Raw genomic sequence first — 15,622 nt, 5'->3', positions numbered from 1 at the left:
CGGCAGGGCCTCGGCGGACAGGAGCGCCTCGGTCGCTTCCAGGGCTTGCGAGCCGATATGCTGGAGCGCGCCGATGTCGAGGTTGTCGGGCGTGGCCTCGGGCGTGTGATAGAGCGCCGGCCGGCCGATGAAGGCGAAGTTCAGCCCGGCGATGCCCCGATTCCTGGGGATGGTGAAGTCGGTGCCGTTGGGCATGTTCTCATAGACGAAGATGGACAGGGCGTTGGACGTCACCCCTCCGTCGGCGCGACCCGCGATGCGGGCGAACAGGTCGATGGTCTCCGCATTGCCCCGGCCCGTTTCGAACATCATGGCCCGGCCGCCGCCGCCGCGCGCCTCCAGGTTCACCACCGCGCCCACGCGGTCGCGCAGAGGGTGCTCGGAGAAGAAGATGCGCGCGCCGTCGAGGTTCAGTTCCTCCGCGTCGGTGATGAGCACGACCAGCGTCCGGTCGAAGGTCCCGCGTGCCTTCAGGGCGCGGACGGACTCCAGGATGGCGGCGACGCCCGCCGCGTCGTCGGCCGCGCCGGGCGAGCCCCAGGCGCTGTCATAGTGGGCCATCATGACCACGGCGGCGGCGTCAGGGTCGCGGCCGGGCAGGACGCCGACGATGTTCACCGCCTGATTGCCGACAGCGGCCGGATCGCCGCCCCAGCGCTGCAGCCGGGCGACGGCGTCGGGTGACATGGCTCCGGCCTGGAGCGCGGGGTTCAGGCCCAGCGTGGCCATGCGTTCGAACAGATATCCCTGCACCCGCGCATGGTCCGCTGACCCGACCGGATGGGGCCGTGCGGCCATGGCGCGGACGTTGGTCATGGCCCGTTCGGCGGAGAAGGCGACGGCCGGGGCGGTGGTCGGGCGGGGGCTCGGGACCTGTAGCGCCCAGACGCCGATCAGGAGCGCGAGGGCCAATGAACCCAGCAACATGCCCCAACGCATTCGCTCGTCCCCCCTTGTTCGCCGTCATCCTCGGGCTTGACCCGAGGATCGGACGCTCAGCAAGCTCCGCCGATGGAACGGCCCTTCATCGCTACATACATCGAAGCGAGCCGTCCAATGGGCGTCATCTACATCGGCTCGACCAGCGACCTCTATCGCCGAGGCCGGGAGCATCGTGAGGGTTTGTACGAAGGCTTCACGAAGCGTCATCGCTGCGGGATGCTGGTCTGGTACGAGCCGTTCGAGATGATGGTGTCAGCCGTGCACCGCGAACGGCAGCTGAAGCGATGGAACCGATCGTGGAAGATGGAGCTGATTGACCGTCGCAACTCCGATTGGTGCGACCTCTACTCCTTTCTTGTGGGCGAAGCCTTCGATCCTCGGATCACGTCCGAGGATGACGGGGGTGTGGAAAAGTTTCTCGCCCGGCTCAAGAGAGGCGAGATCGAGGACTAGAAACTAAGCCGCCCGGCTGAGCGCCGCCGGAGCTTTCACATACAGGCCCTTGCGTCCCGCGACCGGGCGGAACGCGACCGTGTCGGCCTCGATCCGCTCCTCGGTGCCCAGGATCAGCACGCCGTCGTCGGCGAGGCGGCGCTCCAGATGATCGACCACCCGGCCGCGCTGGGCCGGGTCCATCTCCGACAGGACATTCCGGCACAGGATGACGTCGAACCGGGTGCCGTCGGTCGGGGCATCCAGCAGATTGTGACGCGCGAACCGGACGGCGTCCTTGAGGCGGGGCACGGCGCTCCAGGCGTCCTCGGCCGGCTGGAACCAGTCCAGCATGACCCGGGCCGAAAGGCCGCGCTGGATCTCGAAGGCGCTGAACAGGCCCGAACGCGCCTTGTCGATCGCGCGCTGCGACAGGTCGGTGGCGACGATGTCGGCGGTCACGCGCGCGTCCTGCGCCCCGATGGCCAGGGAATAGGCCTCCTGGCCGGTCGAGCATCCGGCCGACCAAAGAGAGACCCGCCCGCCGGGCCGGACCCGGCTGATGGCCGGCAGCAGCTCGCGCGAGACGGTGTCGAACACCGCCCGGTCGCGCCGGAACCAGGTCTCGGGGTTGAGCAGGGCCTCGATCACCGCCCAGCCCAGGCTCGCCACCGGCTTGACCCACAGGGATTGCAGCAGGGCGTCCACGCTGTCGAAGCCCTCGCGCCGCGCCACGGGCCCCAGCCGGTGCTCGGCCAGATGCAGGCGGTCGCGACCCAGCCGATAGCCGGCCCGCGAGGCGAGCAGCGCCTGGAGACGATCGAAGTCGTCCTCGGTCATGACGGGTCGGCCATCGGCATGATCGGCTTCAGACGGCTCCCACTTCGGACAGCTTGGAGTGCAGGATTTCGCCGTCGAACGGCTTCATCACATAGTCATCGGCCCCGGCGCCCAGGGCCTCGGCGATGCGCTCGGGCGCGGTCTCGATGGTGCAGAACAGGACCTTGGGCTTGTCGCCGCCGGGCAGGTCACGCAGGCGGCGGATGAAGGTCATGCCGTCCATCACGGGCATGTTCCAGTCCAGCAGCACAACGTCGGGAAGCGGCCCGGTGCAGTGCGACAGGGCCTCCGCGCCATCGGCGGCCTCATCGACCTCGAAGCCCAGGCTCTCGACGATGCGGCGCGCGACCTTGCGGATGATCCGGCTGTCGTCGACGATCAGGCAGGTGCGCATGTCCACGGGGTGGATGTCTCCCAGCGGCAGGACCGGACGCGCCGCTTCGCCCTGCACTATCGTGGGGGGCGGTTAACGAGCCGTTGGTATCTCGGGTTAAGCGGGCATCGAGGCGGCCAGGACGACCCGGCCTTCCACGGCTTCGACGTCCAGGCGCCCGCCCGTCTGGTCCACCGTGAGCCACAGCCAGTAGGGCTGAATCCACTGGCCCGCGAGGCCCTCGGTCAGGCGATGGCCTGCCAGCCCCGTCGCCGCCTCGGCCTTCAGACGCGCCCGCGCGCCTTCGGCCCGACCCTCGAGTTTCAGCCGTCCGCCATCGTGGGTCGCCGTGACCACGGCCTCACCGCCCATCGGCAGGGCGCCCGCCGTCAGATAGGCCAGGTTGACCAGGGCGCGGGCCTGAGGCTTGCCGAAGTCAGCGACGTCCAGGTTCCAGGCGATCGTCGCCCGCCCGCCCGCCGTGACGCCCTCGACCAGACCCTTCAGTTCGTCCGCAGTGAACCGCTCGGCGGTGGTCGCGGCGCCAAAGGCCACGCGGCAGAACTGGACCAGCGCCACCATCTTGCGCGCCGAATCCGTGATCAGGCCGATGGCGTCGTCGCGCATGTCCTGGGCCGTCGGATCGGCCAGCAGATCCAGGCCCGACATGATGGCGCCGGACGGGCTGATGAAGTCGTGACACAGCTTGGCGGCGATCAGGGTGGCGAGCTCGGGTCCGTCCAGCTGCGCGGGCACAGCGAGGTCGTCGGTCGGGGCGGCGAGGGCGGCATCGGTCATGGGCGCGAAGCTGGGGTGATTTGCCCGTTCGCGAAACCGTGCGCGATGGTCTATCCCCGCCGAAATGAAGACCTCCCTCGACGGCGACCTGACGTCCGGCGCCCTGCATGATCACCTGGCCGAAATCGCCGAGGCCGCCGCCCAGGTCATCCTGCCCTACTGGCGCAATGGCGCGGAGGTCTTCGCCAAGGCCGACGACAGCCCGGTGACCCTCGCCGATCAGCAGGCCGAGGCCCTGATCCTGAAGCGTCTGGCGGCGCTCTATCCCGACATCCCGGCCGTGGCCGAGGAGCAGGCGGAAGCCCAGGGTCGTCCGACCGAGGCGGCCGCGCGCTTCTGGCTGATCGACCCGCTGGACGGCACGCGCGGCTTCGTCGAGGGCAAGGAGAGCTTCACCGTCAACATCGCCCTGATCCAGGACGGCCGCCCTGTCGCGGGCGTGGTCACGGCACCGGCCACCGGCATCACCTGGCGCACCGCGCCGTCAGGGGCCCAGATGCGCCGCTTCGGCGAGCCCTGGCGGACGATCAAGGTGCGAAACCGGCCCGCCGAGGGGATCGCGCTGTTGAGCCACAGCGTCACCGACGAGGACGCCGCCCGCCTCGCCGCCCGCCACGGCTGCACCCGGTGGCAGGGCACGGATTCATCGCTGAAATTCTGCCTGATCGCCGAGGGCCGCTTCGATTGCTACCCCCGCACCGGCCCGACCTCGGAATGGGACACGGCGGCCGGCCAGGCGGTGCTGGAGGCGGCGGGCGGGCGTGTGCTGGCCCCGGACGGGGAGCCGCTGCGCTACGGCAAGCCGGGGTTCCTCAACGGGGCGTTCGTGGCGATGGGGGGGTAGGGGCTGACAAGGCCTCAGAGCGGACGTCGGGGTCAGACCGCTTTTGATCCATAGGCGACCTTCCGTCGGTGGTGTTAGGCTTGTGCAATGGTTAGTGTAACCCCGACTGTTTTGGCATTCCTCCTGCTTTCGCAAACAAGCGTCGAGGACCCTCGGCCCGATGTCCATGGCCCGAAGACCATTTGCTTTCGTTACAGCAGCTTCGCCCTCGAGGTCGGAGAACGGGTCGAAAGCGAGGAGATCGGCCTCCACGGCGTCGTGCTTCGCATCGAAGGACCCTCCGGACCCTACCAAGTCTCTGAGAACGAGATCTACCGAACTCCTGCTCGTCTAGGGACGAGGGTGCATCGGGAGGGTGACACTTTCATTTTTCGGTCAACTGCCAGGCCATATCGTTACGCCTTTGTGGCGCCGACGGAGTTCTCGCCAGACCATCCAAGGATGATCGCCGTCATCTCTGGCGATGCCCTGTCGGGACGCAGAAGTGATGCTTCATTTTACCGACGTCTGACGATAGCTGACCCGTCGCACATCCGGTGTGACCACAGCTATCTGTATGGTTTCGACGCAGTGCTGGGCAACGTCCGCTAACCACCCATCTCGGACACCCCCGTGTCGGCGGCTAGACGCCTTCGACGTTACCTTCCCGATGTGATGTCCTGCGTCAGCGATACCAGAAGGCCTCCGAGTCGGCCTCTTCCGATCGGACTGCGATCAGGGTTCCGTCGCGAAACTCAGCAGAGCCCGAGCGGAAGGCGACTTGTCCTTGTTGGTCGGCCAGGCCTCGCACCCATCTGAGCTCCAGGGTCTCGTTGTTCGGGGTGCACAGGACCGAAAATCGGTAGGCGGCTGCCGGCTCGCTGAGCTCCCGCTCAAGGAGCCCCAGGTCGCCCTCAGGGGTGCGTCTGTTCAGCCGGACCACGGCGGACGAAGGGAGGGGCCAGCGGGGTCGCCGGAGCTCCAGGCGATCATCGCCGCAGCGGCCGCTGACGACTTCCACCCAGGGGCTGGCGGGACGGGGCTCGGAGGTGCGGATCACAACGTCCTGAGCCTGGGCCGCGAGCAAGAGGAGCGACAGGAACACGGACCCTCCACGATCAGTCCTGAGCACAGTGAGGCATGAGCCCGGTTCCGGGCAAGCGTCGCCGCAACGGGCGGTCAGATCACGATCACGCCCGAACCGACAACCCCACCAGCAACCCCCGCGCCCGATCCGCCAGCACCGGCGCGCCATGATCCACCGCGGCCTCCACCGCTTCCGACAGCACGAACGCCGCCTGATCCGGCTCGGTGCCCATCAGTTCGGCGCGGGCGATCATCAGGCGGGCCATGGCGATCTGGTCGGCGGCCCACTCCACGGCCCCCGGCGTCCCGACGCGCTCGGCCAGACGGCGCCGCACGCGGGTCTCGATGCGGGTCAGGGCCATGACGTCGCCGTTCGCCGCGGCGGTCGCGATCTCTCGCTGGATCAGAAGGTCCAGCGCCAGGGCGCCCAGAACCGTGCCATGACCGCTGGTCAGGGCCTCGGCCTGCATCAGGGCCTCGATGGGGGTCTCGGGATCGACCGCGCGGGCGATCTGGACGGCGGCCCAGTCCATGGGGCTGTGGTCGGGGAAGAACTGATCCGCCGCCGCGTCGAACAGGGCGTGGCCGGTCGCGGTGGCCTCGGCGTCGCCCGCCATGGCCGCCAGCGCGGACAGCCCCGCGCCACACAGGGCGAGCGCCCGCGCCCGGGTCAGGGGGCGGGCGTCCGGGTCGCTGGCGGCGACCAGGGCCTGAAGATCGCGTCCTGCCTGATCCAGCATCCGCGCGTCGCGTTGCAGGATGCCCGCTTCCAGCGCCAGCGCCGCCCCGTCCAGCCGCAGTTCGTCGGCCTCGGCCGGGTTGTGCTTGACGAGCGCATGCAGCGCCGCGTCCATCAGGGCCGCTGCATCCAGTCGGTCGGCGGTCGCCCCGCTGAGGCGCGCCTGCCGCGTGCGGATTCGGGCGTGGACGGCGGCGCTGAGCGCGAGCGTCGCCAGACGCTTGGGCTGGGTCTCGCGCGCGGCGTGGCTCGCCTCTTCCAGAGCCGAGCGGTCGCCATACAGATCAAAGGCCGTCAACCAGGTGAGCGAGGCCGCCAGACCGGCACGCGCCTTGTCGTCGACCTGCGTCGCCGCCTTCAGGGCATCGGCCGCGGTCGCCATTGCCTTGTCCAGGCTGGCGCGGACACCGGTGCGCCGGGCATGCTCGCGCCACAGGGCCGAGGCCCGGATCCAGGTCGCCGCCGGGGCCTTGCACGACACCCGCCCGCCGTCGGTGGTCAGGGCCTTGGCTTCGACCGCCAGCAGATCGGCGCCGATCAGCTCCAGCCAGCCCAGGTCGTCGCTGTCGCGCGCCTCGCCGAACAGCTTTCTCAGGTCTCGACCGAACTCGAACATGGCCACGTCAAACGCTCCGCGTCCCGCTTCGGGACCGTCTCACTGATGTTCCTCCGCGTCTAGCAAGGCCGTTGCCGCGGCGAAGGTTCCGGGGTTGCGAGGCTGTGGACGGGCGCTTACCTGTGCGGCTCCGCAACAGAAGGTGTTTCCTATGACCTCTCCGCTCTTCGACCCCATCGAGCTCGGCGCGCTGAAACTGAAGAACCGGATCGTCATGGCCCCCCTGACCCGCAGCCGCGCGGTCGAGGGTGAGGTGCCCAATCCTCTGGCGCCCGAATACTATGGCCAGCGCGCCTCGGTCGGCCTGATCATCTCCGAGGCGACCCAGATCAGCCGCCAGGGCCAGGGCTATCCCAACACGCCCGGCATCTTCACCGAGGCGCAAGTTCAGGGCTGGAAGCGCGTGACCGACGCGGTCCACGCCAGGGGCGGCCTGATCGTCGCCCAGCTGTGGCACGTCGGCCGGGTGTCGATCGCCGCCTATCAGCCCGACGGCCGCCCCGCCGTCGCGCCGTCCGCCATCGCCGCCGAGGGCAATGCGATGAAGGAGGACTTCACCATGGTCCCGTTCGAGACACCGCGCGCCCTGACGCTCGAGGAAATCCAGGGCGTCATCGCCGACTATGTCCACGCCGCCGAAATGGCGAAGAAGGCCGGCTTCGACGGGGTCGAGGTGCACGGCGCCAACGGCTATCTGATCGACCAATTCCTCAAGGACGGCTCCAACCAGCGCGACGACCGCTATGGCGGTTCGGTCGAGAACCGGCTGCGCTTCATGCTGGAGGTGGTGTCGGCGGTTGTGGCCGTCTGGGGCGCGGATCGGGTGGGCATCCGCCTGTCGCCGTCGAACGGCTCGAACGGCACGAGGGACAGCGATCCGGCGGCGGTGTTCGTGCCAGCGGCGGCGGCGCTCAAGCCCTTCGGCCTGGCTTATCTGCACCTGATCGAAGGCGAGCCGGGCACAGCCATGGCCCCGTGGGAGGGCGCGCCGCTGCTGGCCGCCCGCATGCGCGAGGCCTTCGGCGGCCCGCTGATGCTGAACGGTGGCCTGACCCGCGAGACGGCCGAGAAGGCGATGTCCGAGGGCCGCGCCGATCTGGTCAGCGTCGGCGTGCCGGTCCTGGCCAACCCCGATCTGGTCGAGCGGTGGAAGACCAACGCCCCGCTGAACGCGCCCGATCGCGCGACCTTCTACGGCGGCGGGGCCAAGGGCTACACCGACTATCCGTTCCTGGAGACGGTCGGGGCCTGACGCGACAGGGTATGCCGGGCGGCGGGGGTCATTCGCCAGCGCCGCCCGGCCGTCGTGCGGACGGGACGGGGACCTCAGATGCCTGACGTGAACCGGCGTCGCCATGACGCCCGGACCTGTCAGGAGATCCCCCTTGTCGAACCCGCTTCGCCTGCTTCGCACGACCATCCTGTCCATGATCGCCACGGCCGCCGTGGCCGCTCCGGCCGTGGCCCAGTCGACCGACTGGACCCCGCCGCGCGCTGGCGACCTGCTGGTCAACGGCCGCGTCACGGTCGTGTCGCCGACCACCGAGGACCGCGTGCTGACGGCCGCCGGGGCCGATACGGGTCTGCGGGTCGATGTGTCCGACGACACCATGCCGACGCTGGGCTTCACCTACTTCATCCGCGACAACCTTGCGGTCGAGGCCATCCTGGGGGCCACCCAGCATGAAATCCGCGCCGTCGGCCCGACGGGCGCGACCGCCGTGCACGAGACCTGGGTGCTGCCGCCCGTGATCACCCTGCAGTACCGTCCGGTCACCGAGGGGCGCGTCAGCCCCTATGTCGGGGCGGGCATCAACGGCATGATCTTCTTTGACGGCGAGGATCGAAACGGTTTCGACGTCGAGCTGGACAACGGCTTCGGCTATGCGCTTCAGGCCGGGGCGGACATCGGTATTCGCGGGCCGTGGAGCCTGAACGTCGACGTGAAGAAGGTGTTCTTCAACACCGACGCCGACATCAACAACGGGGCGCTGCGTTCCGATGTCGATCTGAACCCGTGGGTCGTCTCGATCGGCCTGGGCCGGACGTTCTGATCAGAGGTCCGAGATGAAGCGGGCGTTCTCCGGAACGTCCGCGACCTCGCAGAAGTGCCAGCGGTCCTGCTCGACGCTGCCGTCGATCTGCAGGCGGGCGGTGCGGCGCATGACACCCGTGTCGATCATCTCATAGTCGACGACATAGGCCCCGGCGTCACCGCCCAGCTCGGTCTGGCACGACTGGCGTTCGCGCCAGCTGTTGGGCCCGGTCTGCAGGAACTGGCCCGGCGTGCAGCCACCGAAGTCGATGGTGAAGGCCGTCGGCGTCATGAAGGCGATATTGCCCTCGCCCGGCCAGACCTGCTCGCAGTCCATGTCGCCCCGAACGTAATAGCCCAGCGCGACCGGAATGGGCGCGGGCTCGGTCTCGCCTTCCGCCAGGGTAACGGCCGGCACGTCGTCGGCTTCGTCGGGATCCTCCAGCGTGCCCAGCAGGGCCTCCAGGGCGCGGTCGCCGTCGCTTGTGGCGGGTCGTGTCGTCTGCGGCGGGCGCGGTGGCAGGTCGCGCGCCATGCGGCCCGGACGGACCGTGATGGAGGTCTCGCCAGGAGCGCCATTCAACGCCTGGGTCGCGGCGCGGGCGCGGGCCTGGGCGTCAGTCTCCTGTGTCGATGCGCCGGTCGCCGTCAGCAGGGCCACAGCGCAGGCCGTCAGGACCAGAGAAGTGCGGATCGATGCGGTCGTCATGACGCTCCCTATGGCAAGGCTCGGCGTCAGAACGATGGCAGGGCCGTCCGGGTTCAGCGCTGCGGCCTATCCGCGCTCGCGTGTCTTGGTGAAGGCGACCCTGGGATAGCGCTCCATGACATAGCCCGTCTCCCAGCTGGACTTGGCCAGGAACACCGGGGCCTGGTCGATGTCGCGGGCCATCTGGCCGCGATACTTGCCCATGAAGTCCTCCAGATCGGCGGGCGTCCCGTCGATCCAGCGCGCCTCGGCGTAAGGGCTCGGCTCGAAGATCACCTCCAGCCCGTATTCCTCGCCCAGCCGGTCGGCCATGACCTCGAACTGCAGCTGGCCCACCGCGCCGACGATGAAGTCGGCGCCGATCTCAGGGCGGAACAGCTGGGTCACGCCTTCTTCGGCCAGGCCGTCGAGCGCCTTCTTCAGGTGCTTGGCTTTCAGCGGATCCTTGACCCGCACGCGCTGCAGGATCTCGGGCGCGAAGTTCGGCAGGCCCGCGAAGCGGATCAGCCCGCTCTCCGACAGGCTGTCGCCGACCCGCAGCACGCCGTGGTTTGGAATGCCGATGACGTCGCCCGCGTAGGCGTCTTCGGCCAGTTCGCGGTCCGAGGCGAAGAACATGATCGGCGCGTTCACGGACAGCGACTTGCCGGTGTTCTGCACCTTCAGCTTCATGCCGCGCTTGAACGAGCCGCTGGCCATGCGGAACATGGCGATGCGGTCGCGGTGGTTGGGGTCCATGTTGGCCTGGACCTTGAACACGAAGCCGGTGACTTCGTTCGTTCCCGGATCGACCGTTAGATCGACGGGCTCGGGCGCGTTTCGGGTCTCGGGCGGAGCGGCCTTCTGGGCCTTCAGCACCTTGGGCGGCGGCGCCCATTCGCCGATGGCGGCCAGCAGCTGGTCGATGCCGAAGTGGCGCAGCGCCGAGCCCCACAGCACCGGCGTCAGATGGCCCTCGAGAAAGCTCTGGCGGTTAAAGCTCGGATAGCCGCCCTCGACCAGCTCCAGCGCCTCGGTCAGGGCCGCCTGCTCGCCGGCCTCGAAGAAGCGGGCGGCGTCTTCCAGCGGCAGGGGGTCGCCGTGGTCTGGGTCCTCGTCCGATCCGGCGGGCTTCTTCACATAGGGCTGGAACCGGCCCGTGCCGATCTCGACCATGCCTCTGAGGCGATTGCCGCTCTCGGCCGGCCACCAGATGGGGGCGGGGTCCAGTTGCAGCCGGCTGGCGATGTCGTCCAGCAGCGCCATCGGGTCCTGGGCCTCGCGGTCCAGCTTGTTGATGAAGGTGATGATCGGGATGTCGCGCAGCCGGCAAACCTCGAACAGCTTCAGCGTCTGCGGCTCGATGCCCTTGGCGGCGTCCAGTACCATGATGGCGCAGTCGGCGGCCGTGAGCGTGCGATAGGTGTCTTCCGAGAAGTCCTCGTGGCCCGGCGTGTCGAGCAGATTGAACATCTTGCCGTCGTGCTCGAACGTCATGACCGAGGCCGAGACGGAGATGCCGCGCTCCTTTTCGATCTTCATCCAGTCCGATCGCGTGCGCCGGTTCTCGCCGCGCGCCCTGACGGCCCCGGCCGCGCGGATGGCCCCGCCCGACAGCAGGATGTGTTCGGTCAGGGTGGTCTTGCCCGCGTCGGGGTGGGCGATGATGGCGAAGGTCCGCCGACGGGCGGCCTCCTCGGCGAGGGTCAGTTTCGACATGGTCTTTCCGGTGGGCGGCGCGAGGTAGCGCGCGCGGCGTGGAAAGTCACGCCGAGGGCGTCGCTTCCTGTCCGGTATCGGATCCGTCGAACTCCCCCTCCTCGGGCGGCGGGCTGTCCTCCGCGACGGATACCGCTAGACCCGCCTGCTGCTGGGCCTCAGCCAGAAGCGCGCGGCCCCGCTGACGACTCGCGCCGCCATGGGGGCTGTTGGCGACCGGCTGCAGAATGTGGATTGCCTGCAGGGCCTGGCCTTGAACCATCAGCACCCGGGCGAGACGCAATCGCGCGTCGAACGACTGAGGCGCCAGGGTGACGGCGACGTCCAGAACCGAAGCGTCGTTTTCATTCGGGTAGCCAGGCTGGCCCTGCCGCAGCCGGTCGATCTCGAGATAGGTCTGGAAATCGAGGGGATTGAGATCGAGGGCTTGAGCGAGCGCGCCGCGGGCGTCCGATCGCATGCGCGACAGGTCGGCGTCTTCCGGCGCGGCGGTCATGACATCCATGAGGGCTGCAGCATAGGCGCGCAGGGCCTTCGGATCGTCAGCCTCAGGGCCGGCGATGGGCCGCAGAATCTCGATCGCCTCGCCTGGTCGGCCGGCTAGTCGCTCGGCTCTCGCGCTGATCAGACGACCCCAAGGGCTGTCGCCGTGGCGCGCGGCCGCCCGTTCGGCGTCGGCGATCAGCTGGGCCCGCCTCTCGCGCCAGGCGTCGAGAGCCTCGGCCCTGCGACGGGTGAAGGCGGCGTCCGTCTCTCCCTCGCGTTGTTCGAGCGTGGGCTCTGGGGTGCGCGGGTCGACCCGATCGAGCCGCAGGTCGATCCAGACCAGGTCGGCCTGATCCACGGGTAACCGGGTTACCGAGACCCTCGGCTGAGGCAAGTCGATCTGAGGCGTCAGATAGTTGATGGGTCCCGCGACATAGCGGCGGACGTCGTTGGCCAGTTGAGCGGGCGTGCGGTCAATGGTTCCGCTGAGGGCCGCGACCGGGTCCTGGCCGCCGGCGACCGCCAATAGATACTGCCCCAGCTGGCGAGTTCGTTCGGGCGTCGACAGCATATAGTGGGTCAGCGCCCAGGCGATCGCATAGTAGTCCGATCCCCGATAACGACCGCTGGGCAGGACGCGCCAGCGCAGGACGTCCTCCATGGGCGGCCAGCTGTTGGCGGGCTGAGTCAGGGAGTTTACCCGGCCGGGATTGTGCCGCCCGATCTGGATCACGTCGCCCCGGATGCGAACCGTGCCCCAGTACTCGGCGAACCCCTCGATGAACCAGGCGGGATAGGCACCCGAGGGCATCTGGAACATGAAGTGGTGCGCGTACTCGTGAAAGATCACATCGTCAGACATCTCGCTTGAGACATCCGCGACCGCGTGAATCCGGATCGAGTTCGGGGAGTAAAAGCCCAGCACGCCTCCGCCGATGTCAGGCTCGGCTCGCAGCATGTCCCGAGTGCCGTTGGCCATATAGATGTCCAGCTTGGGCACGTCGTGATCGATGGGGAAGGGATAGTAGGCGCGCAGAAGCGCGTCGAACGTCTCCAGCTTTCGAGCATAGGCCGTGATGGAACGCTCCGAAGTGTCGCCATAGATCACGAAGTGATCCGTTTCCGCTCTCAACCATTCCGCTCGGGCGGGGTTGGTCAACCCGAGCATGCCCAGCACAACCAAGGTGAGGGCGATCAAGCGGCTCGGGCTCATCGGATACTCCAGTCACCTACCGCATCAGCGCGGCGGTTGGGACCAGAATAGGCCTTTGTCAGGTCCAGCTGGTCAACCCTGCGTTTTGGAGTCATGCTCCCTATGCGAGACGCTCCGGACACGCATTCGGGCGCCGCAGGGAAGAAGGAAACGACCATGGCTTCGCTGCATCCGGCGGACCGCGTTTCGAGCGCCCCAAAGCATGGCCGGGCGCGGTCGGACGACGGCCCCCACCCCTCGATCTGTCTCGCCACCGGGTTCGCGGTCATCGCCGCGGCCGGCGTGGCGGTGCACCTGCTGTTCCGCCTGATCTTCTAGGCGGTGCGGGAAAGCCTTAGGCCGCCATGCGGCCCCAGACGGCGCGGTCGGCGCTGACGGCGTCGAGCAGGCCCTTCTTCGCGCGTGTCATGAGCTGGCGCAGCACGGTGGTCGGCAGGGCGCAAAACTGGGGCTCGACGAGCGCCGGGTCGCAGTCGGTCTCCGGCGCGGCGAACAGGGCGGCGTTCACGTCCGGGCTGCGGTCGTGGATCAGCCAGGCCAGGCGACGCGCGCGCTCCGGGTCGTTCCGGTGCAGCATCGGGTCTTCGGCGAACAGCTCGCAGCCCAGTTCCATGAGATAGTCGAAGCCCAGCTTCTCGAACCGGCGCGCGTCGGCGGCCGTGACCGGGCAGGCCTCGTCCAGATCGAACACGACGTCGTTCATGAGAAACAGCATGAAGGGCACTCGCCTGACGTCGACGCTTCTCGCCGACACCGCTGACCCTACGCCGGGGTGGTTTTCGGTTCCGTTCCCGAACGTCCTTAAGGATTTGCGACCGGATCGGGCACGACGAGCCTCAGCCGCGACAGGGTCGGCACGTCCCGACCGGCCAGCGCGTCGAGGATTTCCGTGACCCGTTTGGCGATGGTGTCCGGCCCCTTCGCCGAACCCACGCGGTGGGCCAGCGCCCGCTGCTTACCGATGGTCTGCAGCTCGAACGCCGCGCGCGCCAAGGGGTCCGCGTCCAGCGCGCGATCCAGCGCCTCGGGCAGGATCAGGTCGTCGCGTGGCGCCAGGCGGAAGCGAACCTCGACCTCGTCGCCGACGCCCTTGCCCGCCGCCTTCAGCAACGGCTTGCCGAGCATCAGGTACCAGCGGCCCCGGCTCGGCTGCCAGGCCCCCTCGATGGGAACCTCAGCCACTTCGCCCGCGATGCGCAGGCGTGGCTGGCCGTCGAAGGGCAGCTCGGTGGCGATGTCGTCGTCCAGCCAGACGACGGTGTAGCGGTAGGCGCCCAGGTCGTGATGGGCGATCCGGGTCTCGAAGCCATAGGGATAGAACATCATGGAGCGGGCGTGCGGGAAGGTGTTCCAACGATAGGCTTGGCCATTCAGCATGCGCAATCGCCCGGAGAGCCGGGATGACAAGAGCGGCTTACTCGCCCTCGACCTTTTCCGTAATGAAGTGCCGTCCCTGTCGGTCCTCGACTTCGACCACCCAGATATCCGGATCATAGCCGCGCTGGCGCTCGATATAGGCGTCGAGTTCGCTCTCGCTGCCCGTCACCGGCTGGATCCATAGCCGGTCGCCGTCCTGACCGAACGCCTCGGTGAACAGGCGGGCCTGGCGGGTGGAGGTGTCATAGGCCTTCACGATCACGGTCCCCGCGCGCGCATCGCCCCGGCGCACGACGGTGGCGTTGGCGCCTTCGATCTCGGCGCGGCGGATCAGGGCGGAGACCCACAGGTCCGAGTTCAGAAGCAAATCGCTAACCCTGATCGCAAACGGGACCGCAAGGCCGGCAGGCCTAGGGTCGGGCCATGAGGATAGGCCAAATCCGCAAGATCGCCATCACGGCCGTGGTCGCCGCGTCGAGCGCGCTGGCGCCCGCCGTCGGCTGGGCCGTGACCGGAACCTACTACGACCGCGCGTTCGTTCTGGCCGCCCATGAGAAGTGCCGCCTGTTCGCCGCGCCGGTCGCCGGTGCCCTGTCGGCGGCGACGCTCCAGGCCCACGGCGCCGCGCTTCGGGCAGGCGCGACCGAGGCCGATCTGACGACCACCGCACGACGGGCTCGGGCGCGCGCGGCCGAGGTGTCCTGCCGCAATCCCGAGTTGGTCGTCGTGCGCGACCGGGTGACCAACGCCTTCCAGGGCTGGGCCCGCACGCCCCGCATGAGCTTTCCCGGCACGCGCGCCGAATGGACCGCCAACCGTCTGCGCGCCGCCGAGCCGCGGTGGCGGCTGATGCAGGCGTCGATGACCGGGGCGTCGCCCGTGACCTTCGGGCTCGTCGCCGACGCCGAAGGACGCGAAGCCCTGTCGGCCGTGGTGTCCTTCGTCGGCCAGCCCCGGCCCTACGCCGTCCGCATCGTCATGCGCGATCCGAGCCTCGCCGCCCGTCCGTGGCTGACCGCCGCCGGTGTCGGGACCCTGCCGCCCGAGGCCCAGCGACGCACCGTCTGGTCGGCGGGCACCAAGGCCGCGGACGCCTCCATCCTCGTCGAAGGCCGCACCCAGGGCGAAACCTGGCGATTCCCGGATGCGGGCGCCGAAGCCCTGGCCGCGCTCGACCCGCGCGAGCCTTTCCTGATCCAGTTCCTGTTCCGCGACGGCAGCATCGCCACCGCCCGCTTCGAGGCCGGAGATTTCGCCGCCGCCCGGGCCTTCGTGGCGTTGGGGACGATCTAGCGCATCGTCGGGATGACGAAGCTGCTGTCCGCGTGCTCCAGCTCTGAATCGGGCCAGCGGGCGGTGACGGTCTTCACCTTGGTGAAGAACTTCACGCCCTCCATGCCGTGCTGGTTGGTGTCGCCGAAGGCCGAGCGCTTCCAGCCGCCGAAGGTGTGATAG

The 15,622-nt window shown here is 68.8% G+C and carries 18 protein-coding genes and 1 pseudogene; 6 read left to right on the top strand and 13 right to left on the bottom strand.

The window, feature by feature from the left end; translation table 11 throughout:
• A partial coding sequence (locus IP78_RS13395) for a M20/M25/M40 family metallo-hydrolase (protein WP_156320414.1) occupies positions 1-939 on the bottom strand: 939 nt, incomplete at its 3' end.
• A 72-nt stretch (positions 940-1,011) separates the two neighbouring features.
• Here IP78_RS13395 and IP78_RS13390 point away from each other — a divergent pair.
• Positions 1,012-1,395 (top strand): GIY-YIG nuclease family protein, encoded by a 384-nt coding sequence (locus IP78_RS13390; protein WP_054112168.1) that lies wholly within the window; start codon positions 1,012-1,014, stop codon positions 1,393-1,395.
• A gap of 3 nt (positions 1,396-1,398) precedes the next feature.
• On the opposite strand, the gene IP78_RS13385 is transcribed toward IP78_RS13390, so the two are convergent.
• The 3 genes from IP78_RS13385 to chpT form a co-directional block, all read right to left on the bottom strand.
• Positions 1,399-2,214: a protein-glutamate O-methyltransferase CheR gene (locus IP78_RS13385; RefSeq protein WP_054112167.1), complete on the bottom strand. Its 816-nt coding sequence runs from the start codon at positions 2,212-2,214 to the stop codon at positions 1,399-1,401.
• Between the two features lie 28 nt (positions 2,215-2,242).
• On the bottom strand, positions 2,243-2,608 hold the full coding sequence (locus IP78_RS13380) for a response regulator (RefSeq protein ID WP_054112170.1): 366 nt from the start codon (positions 2,606-2,608) through the stop codon (positions 2,243-2,245).
• Between the two features lie 96 nt (positions 2,609-2,704).
• Complete coding sequence (gene chpT, locus IP78_RS13375; RefSeq protein WP_054112166.1) at positions 2,705-3,385, bottom strand: histidine phosphotransferase ChpT; 681 nt, start codon at positions 3,383-3,385, stop codon at positions 2,705-2,707.
• A gap of 64 nt (positions 3,386-3,449) precedes the next feature.
• On the opposite strand from chpT, the gene cysQ reads away from it, so the two are divergent.
• On the top strand, positions 3,450-4,229 hold the full coding sequence (cysQ, locus tag IP78_RS13370) for a 3'(2'),5'-bisphosphate nucleotidase CysQ (RefSeq protein WP_054112165.1): 780 nt from the start codon (positions 3,450-3,452) through the stop codon (positions 4,227-4,229).
• Positions 4,230-4,893: 664 nt separating this feature from the next.
• Here cysQ and IP78_RS13365 read toward each other — a convergent pair.
• Positions 4,894-5,313: a hypothetical protein gene (locus tag IP78_RS13365; protein WP_054112164.1), complete on the bottom strand. Its 420-nt coding sequence runs from the start codon at positions 5,311-5,313 to the stop codon at positions 4,894-4,896.
• Positions 5,314-5,398: 85 nt separating this feature from the next.
• The gene (locus IP78_RS13360) at positions 5,399-6,649 is read right to left on the bottom strand and encodes a hypothetical protein (RefSeq protein ID WP_054112163.1); all 1,251 of its coding nucleotides are present in this window, start codon (positions 6,647-6,649) and stop codon (positions 5,399-5,401) included.
• A gap of 151 nt (positions 6,650-6,800) precedes the next feature.
• Here IP78_RS13360 and IP78_RS13355 point away from each other — a divergent pair, with 151 nt between their 5' ends.
• Both IP78_RS13355 and IP78_RS13350 read left to right on the top strand, forming a co-directional pair.
• Positions 6,801-7,901 carry an alkene reductase gene (locus IP78_RS13355; RefSeq protein ID WP_054112162.1) on the top strand — a complete coding sequence of 367 codons (1,101 nt, stop codon included), beginning with the start codon at positions 6,801-6,803 and terminating at the stop codon, positions 7,899-7,901.
• A gap of 175 nt (positions 7,902-8,076) precedes the next feature.
• Entirely contained in the window at positions 8,077-8,703 is a 627-nt protein-coding gene (locus IP78_RS13350; RefSeq protein WP_231681015.1) for an OmpW family protein, read from the top strand.
• Here IP78_RS13350 and IP78_RS13345 read toward each other — a convergent pair whose 3' ends face one another.
• The 3 genes from IP78_RS13345 to IP78_RS13335 all read right to left on the bottom strand — a co-directional run bounded on the left by IP78_RS13345 (position 8,704) and on the right by IP78_RS13335 (position 12,790).
• The gene (locus tag IP78_RS13345; protein WP_054112160.1) at positions 8,704-9,393 is read right to left on the bottom strand and encodes a hypothetical protein; all 690 of its coding nucleotides are present in this window, start codon (positions 9,391-9,393) and stop codon (positions 8,704-8,706) included.
• Positions 9,394-9,459: 66 nt separating this feature from the next.
• Positions 9,460-11,091 carry a peptide chain release factor 3 gene (locus IP78_RS13340; protein ID WP_054112159.1) on the bottom strand — a complete coding sequence of 544 codons (1,632 nt, stop codon included), beginning with the start codon at positions 11,089-11,091 and terminating at the stop codon, positions 9,460-9,462.
• A gap of 46 nt (positions 11,092-11,137) precedes the next feature.
• A complete protein-coding gene (locus IP78_RS13335) occupies positions 11,138-12,790 on the bottom strand; it encodes a DUF1570 domain-containing protein (protein ID WP_054112158.1) in 1,653 nt (550 codons plus the stop codon).
• Between the two features lie 156 nt (positions 12,791-12,946).
• Here IP78_RS13335 and IP78_RS15345 point away from each other — a divergent pair, with 156 nt between their 5' ends.
• On the top strand, positions 12,947-13,108 hold the full coding sequence (locus tag IP78_RS15345) for a hypothetical protein (protein ID WP_156320413.1): 162 nt from the start codon (positions 12,947-12,949) through the stop codon (positions 13,106-13,108).
• A gap of 16 nt (positions 13,109-13,124) precedes the next feature.
• Here the strand turns inward: IP78_RS15345 and IP78_RS13330 are convergent, their stop codons facing one another.
• The 3 genes from IP78_RS13330 to IP78_RS13320 form a co-directional block, all read right to left on the bottom strand.
• Positions 13,125-13,505 (bottom strand): hypothetical protein, encoded by a 381-nt coding sequence (locus tag IP78_RS13330; RefSeq protein ID WP_054112169.1) that lies wholly within the window; start codon positions 13,503-13,505, stop codon positions 13,125-13,127.
• An 86-nt stretch (positions 13,506-13,591) separates the two neighbouring features.
• Entirely contained in the window at positions 13,592-14,167 is a 576-nt protein-coding gene (locus IP78_RS13325; protein ID WP_054112157.1) for a YdeI/OmpD-associated family protein, read from the bottom strand.
• A gap of 37 nt (positions 14,168-14,204) precedes the next feature.
• On the bottom strand, positions 14,205-14,534 hold the full coding sequence (locus IP78_RS13320; protein WP_054112156.1) for a DUF1491 family protein: 330 nt from the start codon (positions 14,532-14,534) through the stop codon (positions 14,205-14,207).
• A gap of 56 nt (positions 14,535-14,590) precedes the next feature.
• Between IP78_RS13320 and IP78_RS13315 the strand changes: the two genes are divergently transcribed.
• Positions 14,591-15,460, top strand: coding sequence for a hypothetical protein (locus IP78_RS13315; RefSeq protein ID WP_054112155.1), 870 nt, complete (start codon positions 14,591-14,593; stop codon positions 15,458-15,460).
• Here the strand turns inward: IP78_RS13315 and IP78_RS15340 are convergent.
• Positions 15,457-15,622: pseudogene (locus tag IP78_RS15340) on the bottom strand (methylmalonate-semialdehyde dehydrogenase (CoA acylating)); the annotation flags it as partial. The gene IP78_RS13315 and the pseudogene IP78_RS15340 sit on opposite strands and share 4 nt — an antisense overlap.

Source organism: Brevundimonas sp. AAP58 (genome assembly GCF_001295975.1).
GTDB lineage: Bacteria > Pseudomonadota > Alphaproteobacteria > Caulobacterales > Caulobacteraceae > Brevundimonas.
The sequence above is the reverse complement of the archived record's forward strand: the minus strand, read 5'-3'. Positions and strand labels throughout refer to the sequence as shown.

Excerpts from the sequence above, each read along its gene's own strand:
- IP78_RS13325 (WP_054112157.1), bottom strand. The coding sequence starts at position 14,167 with ATGCTGAATGGCCAAGCCTATCGTTGGAACACCTTCCCGCACGCCCGC.
- IP78_RS13335 (WP_054112158.1), bottom strand. The coding sequence starts at position 12,790 with ATGAGCCCGAGCCGCTTGATCGCCCTCACCTTGGTTGTGCTGGGCATG.
- IP78_RS13340 (WP_054112159.1), bottom strand. The coding sequence starts at position 11,091 with ATGTCGAAACTGACCCTCGCCGAGGAGGCCGCCCGTCGGCGGACCTTC.
- IP78_RS13345 (WP_054112160.1), bottom strand. The coding sequence starts at position 9,393 with ATGACGACCGCATCGATCCGCACTTCTCTGGTCCTGACGGCCTGCGCT.
- IP78_RS13380 (WP_054112170.1), bottom strand. The coding sequence starts at position 2,608 with ATGCGCACCTGCCTGATCGTCGACGACAGCCGGATCATCCGCAAGGTC.
- IP78_RS13330 (WP_054112169.1), bottom strand. The coding sequence starts at position 13,505 with ATGCTGTTTCTCATGAACGACGTCGTGTTCGATCTGGACGAGGCCTGC.
- cysQ (WP_054112165.1), top strand. The coding sequence starts at position 3,450 with ATGAAGACCTCCCTCGACGGCGACCTGACGTCCGGCGCCCTGCATGAT.
- chpT (WP_054112166.1), bottom strand. The coding sequence starts at position 3,385 with ATGACCGATGCCGCCCTCGCCGCCCCGACCGACGACCTCGCTGTGCCC.
- IP78_RS15345 (WP_156320413.1), top strand. The coding sequence starts at position 12,947 with ATGGCTTCGCTGCATCCGGCGGACCGCGTTTCGAGCGCCCCAAAGCAT.
- IP78_RS13360 (WP_054112163.1), bottom strand. The coding sequence starts at position 6,649 with ATGTTCGAGTTCGGTCGAGACCTGAGAAAGCTGTTCGGCGAGGCGCGC.
- IP78_RS13355 (WP_054112162.1), top strand. The coding sequence starts at position 6,801 with ATGACCTCTCCGCTCTTCGACCCCATCGAGCTCGGCGCGCTGAAACTG.
- IP78_RS13315 (WP_054112155.1), top strand. The coding sequence starts at position 14,591 with ATGAGGATAGGCCAAATCCGCAAGATCGCCATCACGGCCGTGGTCGCC.
- IP78_RS13350 (WP_231681015.1), top strand. The coding sequence starts at position 8,077 with ATGATCGCCACGGCCGCCGTGGCCGCTCCGGCCGTGGCCCAGTCGACC.
- IP78_RS13390 (WP_054112168.1), top strand. The coding sequence starts at position 1,012 with ATGGAACGGCCCTTCATCGCTACATACATCGAAGCGAGCCGTCCAATG.
- IP78_RS13385 (WP_054112167.1), bottom strand. The coding sequence starts at position 2,214 with ATGACCGAGGACGACTTCGATCGTCTCCAGGCGCTGCTCGCCTCGCGG.